This is a genomic window from Polynucleobacter sp. UB-Tiil-W10 (genome assembly GCF_018881605.1).
In the GTDB taxonomy this organism is placed as follows: Bacteria; Pseudomonadota; Gammaproteobacteria; order Burkholderiales; family Burkholderiaceae; genus Polynucleobacter.
The window spans coordinates 215,033-238,459 of the sequence record NZ_JACVPZ010000001.1; the positions used below are offsets into that span (position 1 = coordinate 215,033).

Annotated in this window: 21 protein-coding genes; 8 read left to right on the forward strand and 13 right to left on the reverse strand. The window is 46.9% G+C overall.

Annotated features, from left to right (window positions below; translation table 11 throughout):
- Positions 1–26: 26 nt before the first annotated feature.
- A complete protein-coding gene (locus ICN33_RS01000; RefSeq protein WP_216193701.1) occupies positions 27–1,025 on the reverse strand; it encodes a class 1 fructose-bisphosphatase in 999 nt (332 codons plus the stop codon).
- A 117-nt stretch (positions 1,026–1,142) separates the two neighbouring features.
- Between ICN33_RS01000 and ICN33_RS01005 the strand changes: the two genes are divergently transcribed.
- Positions 1,143–1,319, forward strand: a complete 177-nt coding sequence (locus ICN33_RS01005) for a type II toxin-antitoxin system VapB family antitoxin (protein WP_216193703.1) — start codon at positions 1,143–1,145, stop codon at positions 1,317–1,319.
- 2 nt (positions 1,320–1,321) lie between these two features.
- Here ICN33_RS01005 and pepN read toward each other — a convergent pair whose 3' ends face one another.
- The 5 genes from pepN to ICN33_RS01030 form a co-directional block, all read right to left on the reverse strand.
- A complete protein-coding gene (gene pepN, locus ICN33_RS01010; RefSeq protein WP_216193705.1) occupies positions 1,322–3,931 on the reverse strand; it encodes an aminopeptidase N in 2,610 nt (869 codons plus the stop codon).
- A gap of 45 nt (positions 3,932–3,976) precedes the next feature.
- Positions 3,977–4,552: a TMEM165/GDT1 family protein gene (locus tag ICN33_RS01015; RefSeq protein ID WP_216196501.1), complete on the reverse strand. Its 576-nt coding sequence runs from the start codon at positions 4,550–4,552 to the stop codon at positions 3,977–3,979.
- 97 nt (positions 4,553–4,649) lie between these two features.
- Complete coding sequence (gene ald / locus ICN33_RS01020) at positions 4,650–5,768, reverse strand: alanine dehydrogenase (RefSeq protein WP_216193707.1); 1,119 nt, start codon at positions 5,766–5,768, stop codon at positions 4,650–4,652.
- Between the two features lie 12 nt (positions 5,769–5,780).
- On the reverse strand, positions 5,781–7,163 hold the full coding sequence (locus ICN33_RS01025) for an amino acid permease (RefSeq protein WP_216193709.1): 1,383 nt from the start codon (positions 7,161–7,163) through the stop codon (positions 5,781–5,783).
- A 223-nt stretch (positions 7,164–7,386) separates the two neighbouring features.
- Positions 7,387–8,160, reverse strand: coding sequence for a ThiF family adenylyltransferase (locus tag ICN33_RS01030; protein WP_216193711.1), 774 nt, complete (start codon positions 8,158–8,160; stop codon positions 7,387–7,389).
- A 22-nt stretch (positions 8,161–8,182) separates the two neighbouring features.
- On the opposite strand from ICN33_RS01030, the gene pdxH reads away from it, so the two are divergent.
- Entirely contained in the window at positions 8,183–8,818 is a 636-nt protein-coding gene (gene pdxH / locus ICN33_RS01035) for a pyridoxamine 5'-phosphate oxidase (RefSeq protein ID WP_216193713.1), read from the forward strand.
- Between the two features lie 9 nt (positions 8,819–8,827).
- Here pdxH and msrA read toward each other — a convergent pair whose 3' ends face one another.
- Positions 8,828–9,400, reverse strand: coding sequence for a peptide-methionine (S)-S-oxide reductase MsrA (gene msrA / locus ICN33_RS01040; protein WP_216193715.1), 573 nt, complete (start codon positions 9,398–9,400; stop codon positions 8,828–8,830).
- A gap of 49 nt (positions 9,401–9,449) precedes the next feature.
- On the opposite strand from msrA, the gene ICN33_RS01045 reads away from it, so the two are divergent.
- The 3 genes from ICN33_RS01045 (at position 9,450) to ICN33_RS01055 (ending at position 13,276) form a co-directional block, all read left to right on the forward strand.
- Positions 9,450–10,847 (forward strand): coniferyl aldehyde dehydrogenase, encoded by a 1,398-nt coding sequence (locus tag ICN33_RS01045; protein WP_216193718.1) that lies wholly within the window; start codon positions 9,450–9,452, stop codon positions 10,845–10,847.
- A 303-nt stretch (positions 10,848–11,150) separates the two neighbouring features.
- Positions 11,151–12,701, forward strand: coding sequence for a DEAD/DEAH box helicase (locus ICN33_RS01050; protein ID WP_216193720.1), 1,551 nt, complete (start codon positions 11,151–11,153; stop codon positions 12,699–12,701).
- 2 nt (positions 12,702–12,703) lie between these two features.
- Positions 12,704–13,276, forward strand: coding sequence for a chorismate lyase (locus ICN33_RS01055; protein ID WP_216193722.1), 573 nt, complete (start codon positions 12,704–12,706; stop codon positions 13,274–13,276).
- Positions 13,277–13,298: 22 nt separating this feature from the next.
- Here ICN33_RS01055 and ICN33_RS01060 read toward each other — a convergent pair whose 3' ends face one another.
- On the reverse strand, positions 13,299–14,123 hold the full coding sequence (locus ICN33_RS01060) for a uroporphyrinogen-III synthase (RefSeq protein WP_216193725.1): 825 nt from the start codon (positions 14,121–14,123) through the stop codon (positions 13,299–13,301).
- A gap of 47 nt (positions 14,124–14,170) precedes the next feature.
- Positions 14,171–15,136: a hydroxymethylbilane synthase gene (gene hemC, locus ICN33_RS01065; RefSeq protein WP_216193727.1), complete on the reverse strand. Its 966-nt coding sequence runs from the start codon at positions 15,134–15,136 to the stop codon at positions 14,171–14,173.
- A 43-nt stretch (positions 15,137–15,179) separates the two neighbouring features.
- On the opposite strand from hemC, the gene argH reads away from it, so the two are divergent.
- Genes argH through ICN33_RS01080 form a run of 3 tightly spaced genes read left to right on the forward strand, consistent with a single transcriptional unit; the run spans position 15,180 to position 18,684 of the window.
- Positions 15,180–16,598, forward strand: coding sequence for an argininosuccinate lyase (gene argH, locus ICN33_RS01070; RefSeq protein WP_216193729.1), 1,419 nt, complete (start codon positions 15,180–15,182; stop codon positions 16,596–16,598).
- Between the two features lie 5 nt (positions 16,599–16,603).
- A complete protein-coding gene (locus ICN33_RS01075; RefSeq protein ID WP_216193732.1) occupies positions 16,604–17,155 on the forward strand; it encodes a TRAP transporter small permease subunit in 552 nt (183 codons plus the stop codon).
- A complete protein-coding gene (locus tag ICN33_RS01080; protein WP_216193734.1) occupies positions 17,152–18,684 on the forward strand; it encodes a TRAP transporter large permease subunit in 1,533 nt (510 codons plus the stop codon). Before ICN33_RS01075 ends, ICN33_RS01080 begins: the two co-directional genes overlap by 4 nt.
- A gap of 49 nt (positions 18,685–18,733) precedes the next feature.
- On the opposite strand, the gene ICN33_RS01085 is transcribed toward ICN33_RS01080, so the two are convergent.
- The 4 genes from ICN33_RS01085 to ICN33_RS01100 are packed head-to-tail and all read right to left on the reverse strand — an operon-like array spanning position 18,734 to position 23,374.
- Positions 18,734–21,001 (reverse strand): arginine/lysine/ornithine decarboxylase, encoded by a 2,268-nt coding sequence (locus ICN33_RS01085; RefSeq protein WP_216193736.1) that lies wholly within the window; start codon positions 20,999–21,001, stop codon positions 18,734–18,736.
- Complete coding sequence (locus ICN33_RS01090) at positions 20,998–21,912, reverse strand: ion channel (protein ID WP_216193738.1); 915 nt, start codon at positions 21,910–21,912, stop codon at positions 20,998–21,000. Before ICN33_RS01090 ends, ICN33_RS01085 begins: the two co-directional genes overlap by 4 nt.
- A gap of 12 nt (positions 21,913–21,924) precedes the next feature.
- Positions 21,925–22,491 carry a dCTP deaminase gene (gene dcd, locus ICN33_RS01095; protein WP_216193740.1) on the reverse strand — a complete coding sequence of 189 codons (567 nt, stop codon included), beginning with the start codon at positions 22,489–22,491 and terminating at the stop codon, positions 21,925–21,927.
- A 40-nt stretch (positions 22,492–22,531) separates the two neighbouring features.
- Positions 22,532–23,374 (reverse strand): formate dehydrogenase accessory sulfurtransferase FdhD, encoded by an 843-nt coding sequence (locus tag ICN33_RS01100; RefSeq protein WP_216193742.1) that lies wholly within the window; start codon positions 23,372–23,374, stop codon positions 22,532–22,534.
- Between the last annotated feature and the right edge of the window lie 53 nt (positions 23,375–23,427).

A 23,427-nucleotide genomic window follows, 5' to 3' on the forward strand; every position in this document is an offset into this window, starting at 1 on the left:
GTTTTTTATTTATAAATCTGGCATATTTAGGAGTGATAGTGCTGAATACGATCAATCTCTTCCTTGGATCCCAACATCACCGAAACACGCTCATGCAGATCGGTTGGCTGCAAATCCATAATTAAATCTGTACCGTTCGTAGATGCGCCACCCGCCTGCTCTACTAAAAAGCTCATGGGATTTGCTTCGTACATTAAGCGTAACTTACCTGGCTTATGAGGCTCACGCTGATCCCATGGGTACATAAAGACACCGCCACGAGATAAAACACGGTGTACATCAGCCACCATCGACGCAATCCAGCGCATATTGAAATCCTTTTCGCGCGCCCCACTCACGCCAGCAAGGCACTCATCAACATAGCGACGCACTGGATCAGCCCAGTGACGCATATTGGACATATTGATTGCGAACTCTTTGGTGGAATGGGCAATTTTCACTGAATCCTTGATTAGCAAAAACTCACCAGTCACTTTATTCAGTGTAAACATCACCACCCCGTCACCCAAGGTCAAAGCCATCGTGGTTTGCGGTCCATACACCACATAACCCGCTGCAACCTGATGGCGTCCTGATAATAAAAAGTCAGAAGTCTGTAAGGAAGCATTTGGGTCCTGCTTCTTCAGAACTGAAAAAATCGTTCCAATGGAAACGTTCACATCAATATTGGATGAGCCATCGAGCGGATCAAACAATAGCAAGTAATCACCAGTACCTTGAACTGGAACAGGCAACTCCATTTCTTCGGAAGCTAAACCAGCAAGTGATTTACAGCCCTTCACTCCATCAATCAATAAATCATTTGCAATGATGTCGAGTTTTTGCTGAACTTCACCCTGCACGTTACCGGTTCCCGCGGAACCGAGCAATCCAATCAAGGCACCCTGCGCTACTTCATGACTTAAGGTTGAGCAGGTGTCGACTACTGCAGTGAGTAATTCTTGCAAACCAATAGGTATAGCAGCACCCGCTGGCTTTGCAGAAACCAAATATTGCTTGAAATTGATATGAGTACTTGAGGACAAAGGTAATTCTCCAAAGCTCTATTGAAATTAAGGTCTATTTTGCCCTGTTCTTGGTTGCCGTCATAATTTATGTCTTATGAATGTGAAATTACGCACTTTAAAACGGGGGGTTTAGTAATGATAGTTAATGTGGATGACGAATTGATCAGAGATGCCATGCAGTATTTAGACCCACAGCTAAGCCCTAACGACATGATTAATGAGGCAATTGCGACCCTTGTTAGATTGCAGGCCACTAAAAAACTAGTAGCCCTAGGAGGGATGACGCCTGAAATGAAGGACATCCCACGCTAAATTTAATTTCCCAATGCCTTTCCTATCACCTCTCTCGTATCCGGAGAGAGTGTTTGGCATGATGAAACCCTCTCCAGAGCCGCTTTCATGCGATCTTGATAGGGTTGAGCAAACAAACGCCAGCGATCCAAGGCCCTAGCCAGGCGAGCTGCTACCTGAGGGTTGATTGGATCCAGCGCTAAGACGCTATCCGCCCAGAACTCGTAACCACTACCATCGGCCTGATGAAAACTAGCAGGATTGTTAGCGCAGAAAGAATGAATAACGCTACGCACTCGATTTGGGTTATTTAACTTAAACGCCGGGTGTTCACGCAGTTTCTTCACTTCAACCAACGTAGACTCAAGCCCATCTACTGGTGGACGGCTCGATTGCAATCCAAACCACTTATCAATTACAAGAGCATCATTTGCAAATCGATTATAAAAATCAATCAGGCAATCTTTGGCCGATGTTGCACCATGTACTACTAATGCAGACAACGCTGCGTAGCGATCGGTCATATTGTCGGCAGTCTGATATTGATTGGTGGCCATTGGAGCCCATACTGAAGGAGCCGCATCAAGCAACATACTCAATGCTAAATTTTTAAGGGCACGTTTACCTGCGTCTACTCCATCAGATTTAAATGGACCAGGGGTCTGCATTTGTTGATACAAAGCTGCCCATTCGAGCTGGAGTTGCTTGGCGATCTCTTTTCGGAAAGCACGTCGCGCACTAAAAATTTGCTGTGGATCAACGCTCGTGCATTGCTCATACAAATAGGATTCTGCTGGCAATGTTAAAGCTAGGTCCTTGAAAGCTGGGTCTAATTTGGGATCTAGCAAGATATTGCGATAGGCCTCAATCAATTGCGCGTCGGGCAGACGGTTATTCAAAATCATTTGCATTGCCAACTTCTGACCGGCTTCCCAACGATTAAATGCATCATCGTCACTCGAGAACAACGTGAGAAGATCTGCTTCAGACTGCTCAAAATCTAAATTGATTGGTGCTGAGAAGTTTCGATTAATCGAAAGAACTGGGCGCTCTTCTATATTGTCAAAAGTCCAAGTTTGAGTCTCTTGCGTAAGTTCTAACAATTTTTCCACTTGGTTATTCGCTTTTGTCAGCAAACGTATTTCCAGCGGAATATGAAAAGGTTTCTTCTCTGGCTGGCCAGGACTTGGTGCGCAACTTTGAGTCAGCGTCAATTGATACTGTTTTTTGGCGGCATCGTAACTCTCCTGCACCTTAACTCTTGGGGTACCTGCCTGGCTGTACCAATTCTTAAACTGAGTAAGGTCTCTACCGTTGGCGTCAGCCATTGCCGCTAAAAAATCGTCGCAGGTCACTGCTTGACCATCATGGCGCTTGAAATAGAGATCCATCCCTTTACGAAAGCCCTCTTTGCCCAATAAGGTTTGATACATCCTAACGACTTCGGAACCCTTCTCATACACGGTAACGGTATAGAAGTTATTAATTTCTTGGTACTCATCAGGGCGGATTGGATGTGCCATTGGACCGGCATCTTCTGGAAACTGAAGCTGACGTAGCAATCGGACATCTTCAATGCGCTTTACTGCCCTACCAGACTCGCTACCCATTTGATCAGCCGAGAATTCTTGATCTCTAAAGACGGTTAAACCTTCTTTGAGTGATAGCTGAAACCAATCCTGACAAGTAACGCGGTTACCGGTCCAGTTATGGAAGTATTCATGAGCAACCACACTTTCAATATTGGCAAAGTCAGCATCAGTAGCAGTTTCTGGTTGAGCAAGAACAAACTTGGTATTAAAAATATTCAAGCCCTTGTTCTCCATCGCACCCATATTGAAATCACTCACCGCCACAATCATGAAGCGCTCTAAATCTAACTCCAAGCCAAAGCGCTTTTCATCCCAATGAATAGAAGCAATGAGGGAGTCCATCGCATGGCGAGTCTTCTTCAGATCATGAGGTTCAACCCAGATCTGCAGCAACTTCTGAGCACCACTGCTAGTTGTAATGGTCTCTTCAATACATTCCAACTTACCAGCCACCAAAGCAAATAAGTAGGATGGCTTGGGAAATGGATCTTCCCAGGTTGCGCTATGCCAGCCGTTTGGAAGCTTTTCAGTATTGAGTAGATTGCCATTGGATAACAAGACTGGGCACTCTGCTTCACGGGCTCGTAGAGTTACTTTGAAGCGTGCCATCACATCTGGACGATCCAAGAAATAGGTAATCTTTCTGAAACCTTCTGCTTCACATTGTGTGAAGAAGTTTCCATTAGAAACATACAAACCCATCAGCGTAGTATTTTTCTCAGGAACGCAAACGCAAATGATTTCCAGAACAAACTTTTCTTTACCTTCTTTTGGCAAAGAATGAATCGTGAGCGTTTCAGGAGTTAATTCAAACTGGCGATGAGCTTCACCATTGATGCGCAGGCTCACAAATTCGAGTTCGTGCCCGACTAAAACCAAGGGGGCTCCTGGCTCAAAGCTTTTGCCTGGCAAAACCTCAATCCGACTCTTCACAATCGTTCGCGCGGGATCTAAAGCAATATCTAGCTCGACTTGGTCGAAGTTATATACAGGCGGGCGGTATTCGAGCCGGCGAAAGCTCTGTGGGAGATCAGTTTTCATGAGCCTATTTTAAGTCTAGGCCGCAAGACTGGGCGACCTTCTAACTTAAGCCCATATCAAGGTGGCTATGCCAATAGCAATAAAGGTAATCGCCGCAACCGCATGCACCCACTTAATGGGCATACGCTTAGTGAACTTCTGGCCAATCCAGACTGCAGGAGCATTTGCCAACATCATCCCCAATGTGGTGCCTATAGTTACCGAGACCACGTCCTCATAACGAGCTCCTAAAGCGATGGTCGCTATTTGCGTCTTGTCACCCATCTCGGCCAAAAAGAATAAGCCCACGGTCAGCAGAAATACTTGAAGGGCTTTATCAGCCACCTTAGACCCGGCAGCATCGTCAATATGATCTGGCACCAATAACCACAAACCAATCCCCAAAAAGCTTAAGCCCAGAATCCAACGCATCACATCAGGTGACACCAAAGTGGTTAGCCAATGCCCCAGTAAGGCAGCACAGGCATGATTTGCAATCGTAGCAATAAAGATGCCCGCAATGATGGCTAAGGCTTGCTTAGGATAGCGAGCAGCAAGCATCAAGGAAAGTAATTGGGTTTTATCCCCCATCTCCGCTAAAGCAACCACTCCAGCAGAGAGGGTTAAGGCTGAAAAGTCTATCAATCGATTAGATCCAGTGAGTTAAGCAATTTCTTGCGTATTGGTGATAGTTTAAATCCCCGCACTCACTGGACCCAACCATTTTGAAAATAGATCGCTATGCCGTCAAAAACTCCTCTGGTATTGCGTAGTCCAAGCCTTGTGCCACTGCTACGGGTTTTGAAGTCAGCACCCCTTTATGCACGCTCAAGCCATTACGCAAATGATGGTCAATCGATAATGCCCTCATCACCCCGCGATTTGCCAATGCCTCCACAAATGGATAAGTAGCATTGGTTAAAGCAAAGGTTGAGGTTCTCGCAACCGCTCCCGGCATATTGGCAACACAATAATGCAGAACACCGTCCACTAAAAATGTCGGGTCTGCATGAGTTGTAGGTTTAGATGTTTCAAAGCAACCACCTTGATCAATGGCTACATCTACCACTACAGAGCCGGACTTCATTTTTCTAATCATGTCATGAGTTACTAGCTTAGGAGCGGCGGCGCCTGGAAGCAAAACCGCACCAATCACAACATCAGCCTCACTCACCTCTTGCTCAATCAGCAAACTATCCGAGTAAAACGTTCTGACCCGATTGCCATAAAACATATCAACTTGACGTAAGCGCTCGATATCCCGATCAAAGATACAAACATCTGCACCCATGCCCACCGCTATCTGCAAAGCATTGCGACCCACTACACCGGCTCCCAAAATCACAATCTTTGCTGGCGAAACGCCTGGAACGCCCGCCATCAAAACTCCCAGGCCGCCATTCGTTTTCTCAAGATGTGTTGCAGCAGCTTGAATCGACATCCGACCAGCCACTTCACTCATGGGAGCCAATAGCGGCAGAGCACCATTCATGGCAGTGACAGTTTCATAGGCAATACAAGTCGCTCCTGATTGCAGTAAAGCCTTAGTTTGTTTGGGGTCTGGCGCCAGATGCAAATAAGTAAACAGAATTTGATCTTCTTTTAGCATGGCACACTCTTGCGCTTGAGGCTCCTTAACCTTCACAATCATCTCTGCCTTTTGAAACACTTCTGCTGCACTGTTGATTAAGCTAGCACCAGCAAGTCGATAGGCCTCATCACTTAAGCCAATTTGCTCACCAGCACCTCGCTGGACAAGGATAGAGTGGCCTTGCTTACAAAGCCCGCTGACATTACCCGGCGTTAAGCCTACTCGAAACTCATTATTTTTTACCTCTTGAGGTACGCCAATAATCATTGCTATCTCCTATTATTTAAAGTCACGCTTGATTGCTGTTTTGCGATGTAAACCCACGATATAAAACATCACGAGATACACGCCCAATAAACACGGCCCCACTATTAAGGCGATCCGTGCATCCTCATGAAAGCCCATCAGCACAACTACCAAAGCAATAAATGCCAGAGCAAACCACGAGGAATACGGCCACCAAGGTGCGCGATAGGCCAACTCAGCCACTTGGGTTTTATTTAATGAGCGTCGGAACTGGATTTGCGTAATGAGAATTGCGATCCACACCATCAAACCAATAAAAGTCACTGCAGCCATCATGTATTGAAAGGCTTTATCGGGAACAAAGTAGTTCAATACAACGCCTGACATGCAGACCCCGACCGTAGTCATGACAGCCCGATGAGGAACCCCATACTTTGAGAGCTTTGCAAAAGATTTAGGAGCATATCCGTTGGACGACAATGAGTACAGCAAACGTCCACCACTAAAGATCCCAGCATTACAAGACGAGAGTGCTGCTGTGATCACTACAAAGTTAATCAAGCCTGCTGCCTCTCGCAAACCCAGTCGCTCGAACATCACTACAAAAGGACTGCCTTGCTGACCCACTTGATTCCAAGGGAAGATCGCCAAGATTACTAGGATCGCACCCATATAGAAAATCAAAATGCGCCATGCTAAAGAATCAATTGCCATGGGAATAGTCTTTTGTGGGTTCTCGGCCTCACCCGCGGACAAGCCAATCATCTCTATACCCACATAGGCAAACAAGACCATTTGCAATGACAGCAACATCCCGCTAATGCCATTGGGAAAGAAGCCTCCGTGTTGCCATAAATTACTCAGGCCAATCGGTTGCCAATCATTCGTAAAGCCAAATAAGATGACCGAGAATCCTAGTGCAATCATTGCAACGATCGCTACCACCTTAATCAAGGCAAACCAAAACTCAAACTCACCAAATACCTTTACAGCAATCAGATTGATAAAGCCCATCATCACAATCGATGAAAGTGCCCAGATCCACTGTGGCGTTTCAGGAAACCAAATTCCCATATAAATACCAACGGCAGTAACTTCAGCGATACCAACTACGATCCAGTAGGTCCAATACCCCCAACCCACCATATAACCTGCCAAGGGGCCTACATAGGTATTGGCGTATGCCGCAAAAGAGCCCGCTACAGGCTCATGAACCGCCATCTCACCAAGAGTACGCAAGACAATGAAGGCGACAATGCCTGCGAGCAAATAACCTAGAAGGATAGATGGGCCCGCAATCTGAATCGCGCTTGCTGACCCCAGAAATAATCCCACACCTATCGTTGAGCCTAAGGCCATCAAACGAATATGCCTTACCTTGAGATGGCGTTTTAAGCCAGTATGTTCAGTCTGCAAGAGAGACCTCCTTTCGAATTGTCGTTGGCGATATACCAACGGAGCAAAGTCTAGGGAGGACTGAGGGTGAGCACTAGAGGAGAAAAATTACTAAAGTAATTAAATGAATAAATCTATGCAGGGGGGAAAATGAAATGCCTTTTAAATCAATGCAAGGATTGAAATAAATTATTTCCGACTGCAAAAGAATCAGTAACTTCCTACAGGGAATCCCCTTAAGGATTTATGGTGCTTTGCTAAGAAAGGCTTGCTGTGTGGAGATGAGATTCAGAATTTCTGCAGCAGCAGCAAGTCCACAGGCAGCAGTTACCATCACGGTAGAACCATACCCCGAGCAGGCTAGACCTCCGCTGGAAGCACCAGCCCGCGGTTCATGCGAGTAGATTGCGCGAATGCCAATTTTTTTCTTGAGATTTCTAGAAAAGCCATGATCCTGTCTCAGCCCTTGACGAACCTTCGCCAACAAAGCATCTTGTTCTGTGCGAGATAGATCATCACAACGAACTGATGTTGGATCTGACTTCCCGCCAGCGGCACCACACATTACAAGAGCTCGATTATTTTTGACAGCCCATACCGATAAGGCAATTTTGGTTTGCACTGAATCAGTGGCATCTAATACCAAAGCATTTTCTGGAATGAATTGATCGAGATTTTCTGGCTCCAAGAATTCATCATATGCAGTTAGCTTTATCTCTGGATTGATTTGCAAAATACGTTGCGTCATCGCCTCAACTTTTGCTTTGCCATACTGACCCTCTAAAGCATGCAACTGTCGATTGGTATTGCTCTCGGCAATATGATCAAAATCAATTAGAACAAGATGTCCAATGCCGGTGCGAGCCAAAGCCTCCGCCGCCCAAGAACCAACACCTCCCAGACCAGCCACCACTACCGTTGCATTCAGAAAGCGCTCGCGCAGCTCTGGCCCATAGAGTCGTGAAACCCCGCCAAAACGTCGATTTTCTAAGCTGCCCTCTACCTTGTCTTCTGCCATAGCTTCTCTTTATACTGAATAAATGGATCCCATTGCACAACTTCGCAAAAACTATACCTTTGGTCAACTGTCAGAGACCGAGGTTCCTCATGACCCTCTAGAGCTTTTCAAGCTTTGGTTTGATCAAGCCATAAAGGCGGAGTGCCCAGAACCTAACTCCATGACCCTGGCAACAGCAGACCAAGCTGGAAATCCATCAGCACGTATTGTCTTACTAAAAGGTGCGGATCAAAATGGCTTTACCTTTTTTACCAATTACGAGAGTCAAAAAGGTCGTGATCTAGCAATACGTCCACAGGCAGCCCTACTCTTTCATTGGCATGAATTAGAGCGACAAGTGCGTATTCAGGGTGTTGTAGAGCGGGTTAGCGCAGCTGAAAGCGATGAGTATTTCCATTCGCGTCCAGCCGCTTCCAGAATCGGTGCCTGGGCCTCACCTCAGAGCGCCGCCATCCCTAATCGTGAATTCCTAGAAAAAGCTGAAGAACGCTTTAAAGCTGAGTTTGGGGATGTGCCTCCACGCCCAGAGCATTGGGGTGGATACCGCCTAAGCCCAACTGAGATTGAATTCTGGCAGGGGCGCCCATCTAGACTGCATGACCGCATGCATTACAAACTAGAGGGAACTGAGTGGCAGGTAAATCGCCTGGCGCCTTAGTGACGTTGCTCAGGAGTACTGGGGCGCTATCAGCGATTTGAATTTCGCTCTAAATTTAGCAAGTTTGGGGGCAACCACTGCCATGCAATAGCCCTGATTGGGGTGCTGCTGAAAATAATTCTGGTGATAGTCTTCTGCTGGGTAAATTATTGGCGCAGCTTCAATCTGCGTTACAACCGGATTAGAGTAGATTTTAGAATCCTCTAGCTCTCTCACCACCTCTTGCGCAATCTGAGATTGCTCTTGGCTATGAGTAAAAATCACAGATCGATATTGCGTCCCATGATCATTGCCCTGATAGTTCAATGTAGTCGGATCATGAATTACGAAAAAGATTTCTAGCAAGTCCCGAAATGAAATTATTTGTGGATCAAACAAAATATCGACAATTTCTGCATGTCCAGACACGCCGGTGCAGACTGCCTCATAGGTCGGATCAGGTCTTGCACCACCGGCATAACCTGAAACTACAGACCGAACCCCAGAAATTTGCTGGTAAACCGCTTCAAGACACCAAAAACATCCTCCACCCAAGGTGGCGCGCTCTAAAACAGGCTTATTTTTATCTAAATTTGTTTCCATGGCTTTATCCTAATGCCTTATTCAAATGCCTGCCAACAATTAATACCCTATGAATCGCTTTACTATCCAGCTCGATGAAATAAAAGCAGCCTATGCTGCAGAACCAAACCCTACACTCGAAGTGAGGCTGGATCGAATTGCTCGCATTGAAAAAATGATTGCAGCAAACGAAGAAAAAATCTGTAAAGCCCTTATCGCTGATTTTGGCGTTCGCCATCCAGTAGAGACACGACTTGCCGAATGCCAGATGATTTATCAGGCATGCAAGTACACCCGGAAGCACCTCAAAGAATGGATGAAACCCGACCAAAGGGAGACCCCATTTCACATGGGCGCATCTCAAGCATGGGTTGAAAGTCAATCCCTTGGAGTAGTTGGCATTCTGAGTCCCTGGAACTATCCAGTTCAATTGGCGCTCATTCCTGCGATTGCTGCTTTTGCCGCTGGCAATCGTGTTTGGCTCAAGCCCTCTGAACGTAGTTTGCGCACCTCAGGATTTATCGCAAGTTTGATTCAAGAGTATTTTCACCCAACAGAGTTCTGCGTCACTACTGGTGGACCAGAAGTTGCCGAACAATTTGCAGCCCTGCCTTTTAACCATCTCTTTTTTACTGGCTCAGGAGCAATCGGTAAAAAAGTGATGCGTGCCGCAGCAGAAAATCTCACGCCAGTTACCCTAGAGCTAGGCGGCACAACACCTGTGATTATTGATAAGAGCGCAAAACTCGAAGATGCTGCCGCCTCGATTGTGTATGGCAAGTTACTCAACGGTGGACAAACCTGTATTGCTCCAGACTATGTTTTGCTTGAACCAAGTATTCAGGAGGCGTTCGTCAAAGAGTTGCAAGCAGCAGCGCAAATTCAATTTAGCAAACCAGAAGAATTAACTGGGCCAATTGATGGAAGACAGCTGGAATACTGGCAACACTTAGTTAGTGATGCGTTGGATCGTGGGGCAAAAGTGATTCCCTTGCTGAATAATCCTGGTGCTGGCGCAAGGCCATTCGAGCCCATTGCATTGATCAATGTTCCACAAGAGGCGCGAGTCCTTCATGAAGAAATCTTTGGTCCAATTCTGCCGATCGTGACTATTCCTGATACTTCTGCTGCGATTGCTTATGTAAATAACAAACCAAACCCACTAGCTCTATATTGGTTTGGTAAGGATAAAAAGAATATGAAACGCGTCTTAGATGAAACGCGTTCTGGCGGAGTCACTGTGAACGACACTCTCTTACATATCGCTATTGAAGATTTACCTTTTGGCGGTATTGGCCCCAGTGGTATGGGCAGCTATCACGGTAAAGCAGGCTTTGATACTTTCAGTCATCAAAAGTCCATCCTTGAAGTGCGCGGCTTCTTGGGTCTAAGCTTCCTGAAAGGAACCATAACAGCGCGCCCTCCATATGGAAAAATGACTGAGTGGCTATTGCGATATTTGAATTAGAGATACAAACCAGCAATACTTGAATCACCAACCCAAGAAGAACAGGCATTCAAGCCCAATTTCATAATTAAGTCGGGAAAACCCTTGTAATCGAGTGCTTAAAATGCCATAATAAGAGGCTTTTTTAAGCAATTTGATTCATCGCCCCCCAGCTCTATTTCAGCGTATCGTTTAGAAGTTATAAACACCGAAGTCACAAAACGCGCTGCCGCTTGTCTGATGGTCGATGCCTTTGACCATCGCACCCTATAAAAAACAATGGGTGCAACATACGGAGACATCCCTTAAAGAGGATGTAATAGCATGACTTTTTCTAAAGAAACTAAAATCGAGTCGAAAGACTCAAAGAGCACTGGAAATGAATTCCAGAATTTCGCCCTAGCGGCATCACTCCTTAAAAACGTTGCTGAACTGGGTTATACCCAAGCCACTGAAGTACAAGCTCAGGTTATTCCTGCAGCCTTAGCTGGCGGTGACTTATTGGTCAGCAGCCAAACCGGTAGCGGCAAAACCGCAGCCTTTTTATTGCCTTTGATTAATCAACTCATCGAAGACAACCCGAACAACTCACCTGTACCAGGTCGCGCACAACCTAAAGTGTTAGTGCTCTGCCCTACTCGTGAATTGGCTCAACAGGTTGCTGCTGATGCAGTGAACTTAGTGCGCGGCATGAAGGGTATCCGCATTGCAACTGTGATGGGTGGCATGCCTTACGGCAAGCAGATCCAAGCATTGAAAGGTGCATTGTTAGTTGTTGCAACTCCAGGTCGTTTACTTGACTTGTGCGATAGCAAAGCAATTCGTCTAGATGATGTAAAGCAACTCGTTATTGACGAAGCCGATCGCATGTTAGACATGGGATTTGCTGATGATCTCGAGGCGCTTGATAAGCGTTGCGCAGGCCGTAACCAAACCTTGATGTTCTCTGCAACTTTTGCGCCAAAGATTATGTCTTTAGCAAACGAGTTGACTACAGATGCCAAGCGCGTTGAACTTGCTCACGCAGGTGAAAAGCACGCCAACATTGAACAGAAGTTGCATTGGGCTGACAGCATGTCACACAAGCATAAATTGCTTGAGCATATTTTGGCTGATGCCGATTTAGATCAAGCTGTTGTGTTTGCAAGCACTCAAGTTGAGAGCGAAAAAATTGCTGACACATTACGTGCTAATGGCTACGAAGCAACTGCCCTACACGGTGCAATGCCTCAAGCCGTGCGCATGCGCCGTCTAGAGTCTTTGCGTAAAGGTCACACCAAGATTTTGGTAGCGACTGACGTAGCGGCTCGCGGTATTGATGTGCCACGTATTAGTCACGTGATTAACTTTGGCTTGCCAATGAAACCAGAAGACTATACGCACCGTATCGGTCGTACAGGCCGCGCTGGTCGCAATGGTGTTGCTATCACTTTGGTTGAACATCGTGATCGCGCTAAGATTCGCAATATTGAGCGCTTTACACAGCAAGATATCACCGCTTCAGTCATCGCTGGTCTTGAGCCACAAGCTAAGCCTAGCTTTGGTGGTGGCGGTGGTCGTCCTGGTGGCGGTCGCTCTGGTGGTGGCGGTGGTCGCTCTGGTGGTGGCTTTGGTGGTGGCGGTCGCTCTGGTGGTGGCGGTGGTCGTTACGGCTCAGGCGCTCGTTCAGAGTCTCGCTTTGGTGGTGGCGGTTCAGGTGGTGGCAATGCTGGTGGTCGCTCAGACGATTCACGCCCAGCTCGCTCAGCTGACTCACGTCCAGCGCGTTCCGCTGATTCGCGTCCTGCGCGTTCTGCTGACTCACGTCCAGCGGGTGGTCCACGCTTTGCTAAGCCAAAGGCCGGCGGTCAACGCCGTAACTTTAGCGGTAGTTAAAAATGATTCACCGTAATCGTCTCCGTTCTGCATGGAATCGAGTCGGTTCCGGTGAAATCCATCGGGCGCCACGCAAGTGGCAACCATGGCTAAGCGATACCGGGTCTCTCACCCAAAAAATTGAGCAGGCAATTGGGCAAAAACTAGAAATTCAGGTTTTGCGTGACTGCCCTCAATCACTTAATAGCGACGAAAGTCGCTATTTTCATTTCAAACTCAGACGCTGCAGAGTACGTGAAGTACTGCTTTGCTCTAATGGAATTCCGTTGGTAATGGCGCATAGCGTGATCCCCACATTAAGCTCTAGTGGTAGCAATCACACCATCTTGCGACTGGGAACAAAACCCTTAGGCGCAGTTTTATTTAGCAAAGTTCGCAAACACTCTAGAGCAAAGCCGCCACGCGATATCGCGCGCCTAGATAAAAGCAGTGAATTATGGCGGCGATACTCGAAACACTTTGCTGGCTTGAGCTCGCCATTGTGGGCACGACGTACCCTCTATCGCCTAAAAGGCCACCCAATTTTGGTCAATGAAATCTTCTTACCTACCTTACTAGAGGCTGCAAAGCCTTAAAAACAGACCCTAGAATCTGGAATTAAATTGTTAGCCACGCTAAAGTGGATTTAACCAAAGCCTCATCACCTGGCTCACTCGTAAAGACCTCACCAAATCCAATCATCTCGGCCGCATCAGCAATATTGTGATGTGGGCATAGAGCGCTAGCAGTACTGAGGTTTTGCGTGAACTGATCTTTCATTACGTTACCAAGATAACGCACTGCCTCTGAGGAAGTGAGCAACCAAAGAGATTTTCTGAAATCCATTTCTCGGACAAGTTGCCAAGCAGGATTATCAATATCTAACGGTATGCGACTATAGGTAGAAATTGCCTCTACAGTGGCGCCAGCCTTTATAAATGTGTCAGCCAGCCAATCGCGGCCGCCCTCACCCTTAAAGATAACTACTTTTTTATTCTGCCAATCCCATTGCAGGGATTGAAGCTCATCCCATAAGCCTTCTGAATCCCATTGTTCGTTTTTCTTTGGAATGAAGATGGGTGTTGGATTCTCTTCCAATCCGATACCGTGATTTTTCAATGCTTGATGGCTGCTCCCGCCCATTACACCGATCGGAATAATCTTTTTAGAAAAGTCTTGCCAGTCTCGCTCCAATAAACGCATCACACTCTCGATAGCATTTGGGCTTACAAAGACGGCTAGATCAGCGTCACCAAGAACAGAGGCAATATGGTCAGCCAAGTGCTCATCGGACTTTGGAACAATCGTTAACAAAGGTAATGAAAGTATTTCTGGCAGACTACGCTTGCCTACTCCACTCGCTTCGATCGCGCGAGTGAGGACTTCAATCAACTGGCGTGACTGACCGCTAGGTCTCGTAACAATGATGGTCTTGGTGCTCATACTGGTCGCAGCCCTGAAGTTTCGTTACTTTTTTCGTTACTTTTTTGTTACTTCGGGAGCTTTGGTATTAAATCTGCAGCCCCTTGCGATAGCAAGTCCTTTGCTACTGCTAGTCCCAATGCCTCTGCATCCTCAACCGACTTTACTGATGCGCTGCCATTCGCCAGACAGATGGCTTTACCATCGGTGCTCGCGACAAAAGAACGAATGTTCATTTGATTTTGATCCCATACTGCATGAGCAGCTAGCGGCACCTCGCATGAGCCACCCAATTGGCGAGATACCATACGCTCGGCAGAGACCGCAAACAGGGTTGGCAAATCATTTAATGGGGCAAGCCACTGCTTGATATTAGGGTGCTTGCTTAAGGTCTCAATGCCCAAGGCGCCCTGACCTGCAGCTGGCGTATAAGGATCGTATGGTAAGAATGCGCGAATGCGGGCCTCTAAACCTAAACGCTTTAAGCCAGCAGCTGCCAAAATGATTGCCTGATATTCGCCTCGATCTAACTTACCCATACGGGTATCTAAATTGCCGCGCAGTGGGTGAATCACGAGATGAGGAAATTTTGCACGTAGCACTGACTCGCGTCGCAAACTCGACGTGCCAACAATTGCTCCTACTGGAAGATCTTCAAGACTGGCGTAGTCACTAGAAACAAAAGCATCCCGCGCATCTTCTCTGGCCATGACGCAGGCAAGGTCAAAGCCCTCAGGCATCACCATTGGGACATCTTTTAGGGAGTGAACCGCCAAATCTGCACGCCCGTCCTCAAGCGCCGTTTCCAGCTCTTTTACAAAAAGACCCTTGCCACCCACTTTAGAGAGTGCCCGGTCCAAAATCTGGTCCCCCCGGGTAGTCATCCCCAAAATCTGGACATCACAGTCCGGATAGAGCTTTTTAAGGCAATCCCGGACGTGCTCCGCCTGCCACATGGCCAGGCGACTTTCACGGGAAGCAATTACGAGGCGCTTTGGGGCTGCCGAGGAGGAGGAATTCAGGGTTTGGGACATAACATTTAAAATAATCAAAGACCTACACCAATATACTGTGTTTATGAGCTCATCAAATAATTCCTTAGCCAACAAAGCCCAAGCTTGGTCGGCGCGTTTTGCCGAACCCGTCGACGAACTTGTTCAGCGTTATACCGCCTCTATTGGCTTTGATCAACGCTTTGCAATGGTCGATATTGCCGGCTCCCTGGCTCATGCCGAGATGCTGGCCACTCAAAAGATTATTAGCACTCAAGATTTCGCTGATATTCAAAAAGGAATGGCGCAAATTAAGAGCGAAATTGAGTCCGGTCAATTTAATTGGCAACTTGCTCTCGAGGATGTTCACCTCAATATCGAAGCTCGCCTTACCGAATTAGTTGGCGATGCTGGCAAACGTTTACATACTGGTCGCTCACGCAACGACCAAGTGGCAACGGATTTGCGCCTGTGGTTGCGTGGCAGCGTTGATGACATTGCAATCACCCTGAAATCTTTGCGCAGCGCTTTATTAGATCTAGCAGAGAAACATGCATCGACCATCATGCCTGGTCACACCCATTTGCAAGTAGCACAGCCCATTACTTTTGGTCATCACCTGATGGCCTACTATGAAATGTTTAGCCGTGATGCAAGTCGCTTGGCAGATTTGCGTGCTCGCTTTAATCGCCTCCCTTTGGGTGCAGCTGCATTGGCTGGAACAACCTACCCCATTGATCGCGAACAAGTTGCAAAGACTCTTGGTTTTGATGGCATCTGCAATAACTCCTTAGACGCCGTATCTGATCGCGACTTTGCCATTGAGTTCTGTGCCTTTGCGTCCATCTTGATGATGCACGTTTCACGCCTATCGGAAGAACTCATCCTGTGGCTGAGCCCCCGGTTTGGCTTTATTGATCTGCCGGATCGCTTCTGCACTGGTAGCTCGATCATGCCGCAAAAGAAAAATCCGGATGTCCCAGAATTGGCTCGCGGCAAGACTGGCCGAGTCTATGGAGACTTGATATCTTTACTGACTCTCATGAAGGGTCAGCCACTGGCTTACAACAAAGATAATCAAGAAGATAAAGAACCTCTATTTGATGCAGTAGACACAGTTCAAGATACCTTGCGTATTTTTTCTGACATGGTCCCACATGTTGAAGTGAAAGCCGAGATCATGAAGAAGGCTGCTGAAGAAGGTTTTGCAACAGCAACTGACTTGGCCGACTACTTAGTGAAAAAAGGTTTGGCCTTCCGTGATGCCCATGAGGCCGTAGCACATGCAGTTAAGGCTTGTGTTGGTAGAAACTGCATGTTGACGGATTTAAGTCTCTCTGAGCTTCGCTTTGCTTGCGGCTTAGATAACCGCCCTGAACTCATTAGTGATGATGTGTTTGCGTTGCTCACCGTTGATGGCTCAGTTCAATCACGCCAGCATGCTGGTGGCACAGCTCCAGCCCAGGTCCTCGCTGCTATCAAACGGGGTCGCGCAGACCTTTAAAGCGAATGGGGTTTTGGTCCAAACTCTCTGCAGGCATTGATTACGTAAATCAGCTTTTCGGTAAAGCGGCCAGCATGATGATTTTGCTGTCCTGTTTCGTATCGGCACTCAATGCCCTGCTTCGTTACGGATTGGATGTCAGTAACAACTGGCCACTAGAACTTCAGTGGTATCTCTTTGCTGCTGCAGTAATGCTCGGAGCCTCGTACACCCTAAAACGCAATGAGCACGTTCGCGTAGATTTAATTTATTCCCAGCTTTCTGATCGCGGGCGATTGTGGGTTGATCTCTTTGGCTTAATTTTCTTTTTAATGCCAGCCTGTATTTTATTCACATGGCTCTCTTGGGCCACCCTGTTTTATCCATCATGGTTAGTCATGGAGCATTCATTAAATTCTGGTGGCCTGGCGCGCTATCCAATTAAGTTTGTGGTTCCGCTTGGCTTCTTCATGCTCACCCTACAGGGTCTCTCAGAAATTATTAAACGTATCGGCGCCCTAAAGGGTAATGTGATTTTGCCTGCCGAAGACCTTCACTACGAAAAGCCAACACAATGATTCCATTGGAGTGGATGCCGCCCTTAATGTTTGCTGGGCTCATTGTATTTATGTTGATCGGCTTTCCGGTCGCCTTCTCACTCATGGCTGCTGGTTTATTTTTCTCAGGAATTGCCATCAGCGAAGGTTTCTTTGGTATTGCATTTTTGCAAGCAATTCCGCAACGTATTTTTGGCAGCGTACTTGCGAATGATTTACTACTTGCTATTCCTTTCTTCACTTTCATGGGTGCCATCCTTGAACGTTGCGGTCTTGCCGAAGAAATGCTGGACTCCATGGGACAACTTTTTGGGCGCGTGCGTGGCGGTCTTGGATACTCTGTCATCATCGTCGGATTTATTTTGGGTGCCATCACAGGGACTGTGGCCGCCCAAGTCATTGCTATGGCGATGATTTCTTTACCGGTGATGATGCGTTACGGCTACAACATGCGCTACGCTACGGGCGTTTTAGCCGCCTCTGGCACGATTACCCAGCTAGTGCCGCCATCCTTAGTTCTCATCGTTCTTGCAGACCAACTCAAGACCCAAAGCGGTAGCGCTGATGTCGGAAGTATGTATCTTGGAGCATGGGGTCCATCGCTGTTGCAGATCGCCCTTTTTGCTCTCTACACATTCTTCTTGAGTCGTGTTCGTCCAGACTATTTACCGCCATTGCCAGCAAGCGATCTCACGCTAAAGGGCTGGGCGCTTTGGAAAAAATGTCTTTTGGGGATTATTCCATCAGCCGTACTCATCTTTCTAGTACTCGGCACCATCATGACTGGCATTGCTACTCCCACAGAATCTGGCGCAATGGGCGCGATAGGGGCTTTATTGCTTGCTTGGTTACGCCGAGCCAGCATCCCTAATCTCAAGGGCTTAATACAAGAGGCTTATCAAAACACGATGCGCATTACAGCCATGGTGGTTTTTATTCTCATTGGATCTACCTGCTTCTCGGTAGTATTTCAAGGGGTAGACGGCGGCTTCTGGGTTGAGGAACTCTTTTCCAATCTTCCTGGCGGCTGGATTGGCTTTCTGATTATTGTTAATTTATTTGTATTCTTTCTGGCCTTCTTCTTAGACTTTTTTGAAATTGCCTTCATTGTTGTGCCGATGTTGGCACCAGTTGCCGTCAAGCTACTGTCCCCAGTATTACTAGATTCCATGAATGGCAATCCTCAAGCAGCAGCCAGTGCCGCGCTAGTTTGGTTTGGCGTCATGCTCTGCGTGAATATGCAGACCTCCTTTATGCATCCTCCATTTGGATTTGCTCTCTTCTACCTTAGAGGAGTGGCACCCAAGGAAGTGAAAAGCAGTGATATCTATTGGGGTGCACTACCTTGGGTGGGCTTGCAGTTGATCATGGTGGTTTTGGTAATGACCTTCCCGGCTTTAGTAACGACTTTGCTGGACAAACCTGCGGCAGTGGCAGAAAGTCAGGACTTTAATTTCACTGGTGGCGATACTAACAAGCCAGATTCACCTTCAAGCAAGGTTGATGAGGATGCTCCAGTCACTTTTCAATTGGATAGGCCGGTTAAATAAAAAATGCTCCACAGTTGTAGAGCATTTTTTATGTACGTCTGTTAAATATTTAAAGCGTGATATCTCGCTCTTGTCTGACACAATCCACGTAATACTCGCTCTTACCATCAACACTAGTTTTTACAAGCCCGTGGATATCAGTCTCAAATCCAGGAAACTTCTCATTAAAGTCTCTAGCGAAGTAGAGATAGTCGATGATGCGTTTGTTAAAGCGCTCGCCCGGAATTAGCAGAGGGATGCCTGGAGGATATGGGGTAACCAACATTGCAGTCACGCGCCCCTCAAGCTCATCCAGTGGCACGCGATCGACTTCTTTGTGCGCCATCTTCGCCCAAGCCTCTGAAGGCATCATGGCAGGAACCATATCCGAGGTATACATCTCAGTAGTCATACGCGCTACATCGCGGCCCTTATAGAACTCATGGATTTGCTGGCATATATCTTTTAAGCCTACGCGCTCATAGCGCGGATGCTTAGCAACAAACTCGGGCAACACTTTCCATAACGGGGCATTTTTATCAAAGTGGTCCTTGAACTGCTGTAACTCGGTTACCAGCGTATTCCATCGGCCCTTAGTAATGCCGATCGTAAACATGATGAAGAAGGAATATAGACCACACTTCTCAACAATAACTCCGTGTTCTGCAAGATACTTAGTCACGATGCTGGCCGGAATACCCATGGAGCCAAAATTACCTTCAATATCCAAGCCAGGGGTAACCACAGTCGCCTTAATTGGGTCGAGCATATTGAAGTCTTTAGCCAGTTTGCCAAAGTCATGCCAGGCTGCAGATGGCTCCAAAATCCAATCAGAGCGTTCGCCAATACCCTCTTCAGCTAAATGATCTGGGCCCCAAACCTTAAACCACCAATCTGCACCAAACTTATCATCTACTTCCCGCATAGCACGGCGGAAGTCCATCGCTTCGGCAATAGATTCTTCAACCAAGGTTGTGCCACCAGGAGATTCCATCATGGCAGCCGAGACATCACAAGAGGCAATAATTGCGTACTGTGGGCTGGTAGAGGTATGCATCAAATAAGCTTCATTGAAACAATCACGGTCGAGCTTGGTATCTTCCGCATCCTGCACCAAAACTTGCGAGGCTTGAGATAAACCAGCCAATAACTTATGGGTTGACTGGGTAGCAAACATCAAACTTTTCTTAGTCCGCTTGCGATCCGAACCAATTGCATGCATGTCTTTATAGAAAGGATGGAAGGCAGCATGTGGCAACCAAGCCTCATCAAAATGTAATGAGTCTACTTTGCCATCCAACATCTCTTTAATCATCTCAACGTTGTAAACGATGCCGTCATATGTACTTTGCGTCAATGTCATCACACGGGGCACGACATTCTTGTCTTTAATGAATGGATTAGCATCAATTTTTTTCTTGATGTTTTTCCACTCAAACTCTTCTTTAGGAATCGGGCCAATAATGCCCAAGTGATTTCGGGTCGGCATTAAGAAAATAGGAATCGCGCCCATCATGGTGATGGAATGAATAACAGACTTGTGACAATTTCGATCAACCAAAACAACATCGCCAGGAGCTACGGTAGAGTGCCAAACAATCTTATTAGATGTGGATGTGCCATTGGTTACAAAGAACAAATGGTCGGCGTTAAAGATGCGAGCAGCATTACGCTCACTCTGTAACACTGGGCCGGTATGGTCCAAGAGTTGACCTAATTCCTCAACAGCATTGCAAACGTCGGCGCGAAGCATATTTTCACCAAAGAATTGGTGGAACATTCGGCCTACCGGACTCTTTAAAAAGGCTACACCACCGGAATGGCCTGGGCAATGCCAAGAGTAAGAGCCTTCAGAGGCGTAATTCGTTAAGGCGCGGAAAAATGGGGGTGCTAGAGAATCTAAATACACTTTAGCTTCACGAATAATGTGACGTGCCACAAACTCTGGAGTGTCTTCATTCATATGAATGAAGCCATGCAGCTCACGCAAGATGTCATTCGGCATGTGACGAGAGGTGCGAGTCTCACCATACAAGAAGATCGGAATATCTTCATTGCGCTTGCGCACCTCAGTAATAAATGCACGTAAGTTATTTAATGCTGGAAGATCGTTGTCTTCAGAGTCAGAATCAAATTCTTCATCATCAATCGAAACAATGAAAGTAGATGCGCGTGAAGCTTGCTGAGCAAAAGACGTGAGGTCGCCATAGCTAGTTAAGCCAATGACTTCCATACCTTCATTCTCAATAGCCTCTGCTAGGTCACGAATTCCCGAGCCAGAAATATTTTCGGAACGAAAATCCTCATCAATAATGATGATTGGGAAACGAAATTTCATAAAAACTCCCCTACTAATTTATCCGATGTACTCGGAATCCACTTATCAAAATTGGTGAGATCAATAACCCGACCACCATCTGGCAAAACTGAAACTATATCGACGAAGGTCGCATTTTGCTGCACATTTCTAGGCAAGTAAACATGGCGTGCGTAAACTTGATTGGCCAAGCTCTCGTGGTATCCCGTAAAAGTAATTAGCAAATGCCACTGTTGCTCCACGGCAGTCTTACCTAGGAAGTCTTTTAGGGCGCTATTCTCATCCACGCTATGCATCGCCGTCCAAGTCAATGAAAAGACCGGACTTTCAGAGCGGTGCAACTGCAACTCCACTGAGCGGCGATAACGCTCACCTTCACTAGTCATACTTTCAGCAATCAACCATAGCCGCAATTGCGCCTCAACAATATGAGAGCTACGATCATTGGCCACGCGAAACTTAAATGTTTTTATGCCGTTGTGATTACCAACCACGGCCACTTTAGAGAAACGGACGCCTGCTGTAGGTCTTGTAAATCGTGCAAATGCTAATCCAGTAGTTAAGGCTGAGTAAACAATTCCGAAAAAAGCTTCAAATGTCACAATCGCATTGGGCCAATTACCATTGGGGGTCATACGGCCATAGCCGATGGTGGCCATGGTTTGAACACTGAAGAAAAAGACATCCAATAAGGATCCTGGCTGAGCATGGCTAATTGCTCCATCGCCACATGCCAAATAGGCTATAGCAAATAAGAGATTGGTACCTAAATAAACTAAAACTACCAGGAATAAAAAGCTGGTCCAGCTAGCGCCCAATAACCAATGGTAGAAATTATTCTCAGGACGCTCCATCTCTGAGCGCGAGAGTGTGGCGCGATATTCTTCAAGATTAATCCGTGCTGGACGGCGATTAAACAAAGCTTTACGCACTGCCGTTATGGCTTAGGTCTTTGGCAGGGTAACGCCCCGCTGACCTTGATACTTACCACCGCGATCTTTATAAGATGTTCCACAAACTTCATCGCTCTCGAAGAAGAGCACTTGTGCACAACCTTCGCCTGCATAAATCTTGGCAGGTAATGGTGTCGTGTTTGAGAACTCTAAAGTGACATAACCTTCCCACTCAGGCTCGAATGGAGTCACGTTCACAATAATTCCACAACGGGCATAAGTGCTCTTGCCAACGCAAACAGTTAATACACTGCGCGGAATCTTGAAGTACTCGACCGTTCTTGCTAATGCAAAAGAATTTGGCGGGATGATGCAAACGTCACCCTTGAAGTCGACGAACGATTGTTCGTCAAAGTTCTTCGGATCAACGATGGTGCTATTGATATTGGTAAAGATCTTGAATTCGTCTGCACAACGAATGTCATAGCCATAGCTTGAAGTACCATAACTTACGATTTTGTTGCCGTCGGCATCTTGGCGAACTTGCCCAGGTTCAAATGGGCTGATCATGCCTTGCTCGCCCATGCGGCGGATCCAGTGGTCTGATTTAATAGTCATGGGCGAATTGTAAAACCTTCGCCCTCACCTGCCCATGAATTTAATTAGGTTTTTGGGTAAAAACGACCCTCTCCGGGGCGTTATAGATCTCGAAGTGTTTTCCAGAGCAGCGTGAGAGGATTGTGAGATGGGTTTTGCGTGCTAGCTCGAGACCCATCAAGGTCACCCCTGAGCGGGTTAGAAGGAAGGGAATGCCCATCTGAGCGCCCTTGATGACCATCTCAGAGGTCAGGCGCCCAGTGGTGAAGAAAATCAAGTCCTTACCTGGCTTGTTAGCCAACCACATCAGCCCAGAAATAGAATCGACCGCATTGTGACGGCCAACGTCCTCGATGAAGTGAAGCAGGCGCACTCCGTCATTACCATCTCGCTCGTAAACCGCACAGGCATGAACTGATCCTGATTTCTTGTAGATCGTGTCATGGATCCGAATAGAGTCAATCAAAGCCACAATTGCCTCCTGGGATAAGGTTGGGCCTTCGGGCAGTCGAATCTCAGACATCTCTTCAATCAAGCCACCAAACATCGTGCCTTGACCGCAGCCAGTAGTTACCACCCGCTTACTCGTCAAGGCATCAATATCGACCGTACTCCGACGGGTTTTAACAGCAGCAGAATCTGTCTCCCAATCCACTTGAATGCTCTCAATATCGTCAGGCGACTCCACTAGACGTTGATTACGCAAATAGCCCAAGACCAAAGCCTCTGGGGCGCTCCCCAGAGTCATGAGCGTAACTACCTCTCGCTTATCCAAATAAATAGTTAAAGGACGCTCCCCGGGAATGTGGGTGGTTTTGAGGCGCCCCAACTCATCCATAACCTCAACCTCATGCACTAAGGGCACGGAGGCACAAGACATCTGAATAGTCGGTTTTACTGCCATAAAATACTCTCTAAGGTAGGACTGAACTGAAGTTTATCGGTGTTTATGAACAC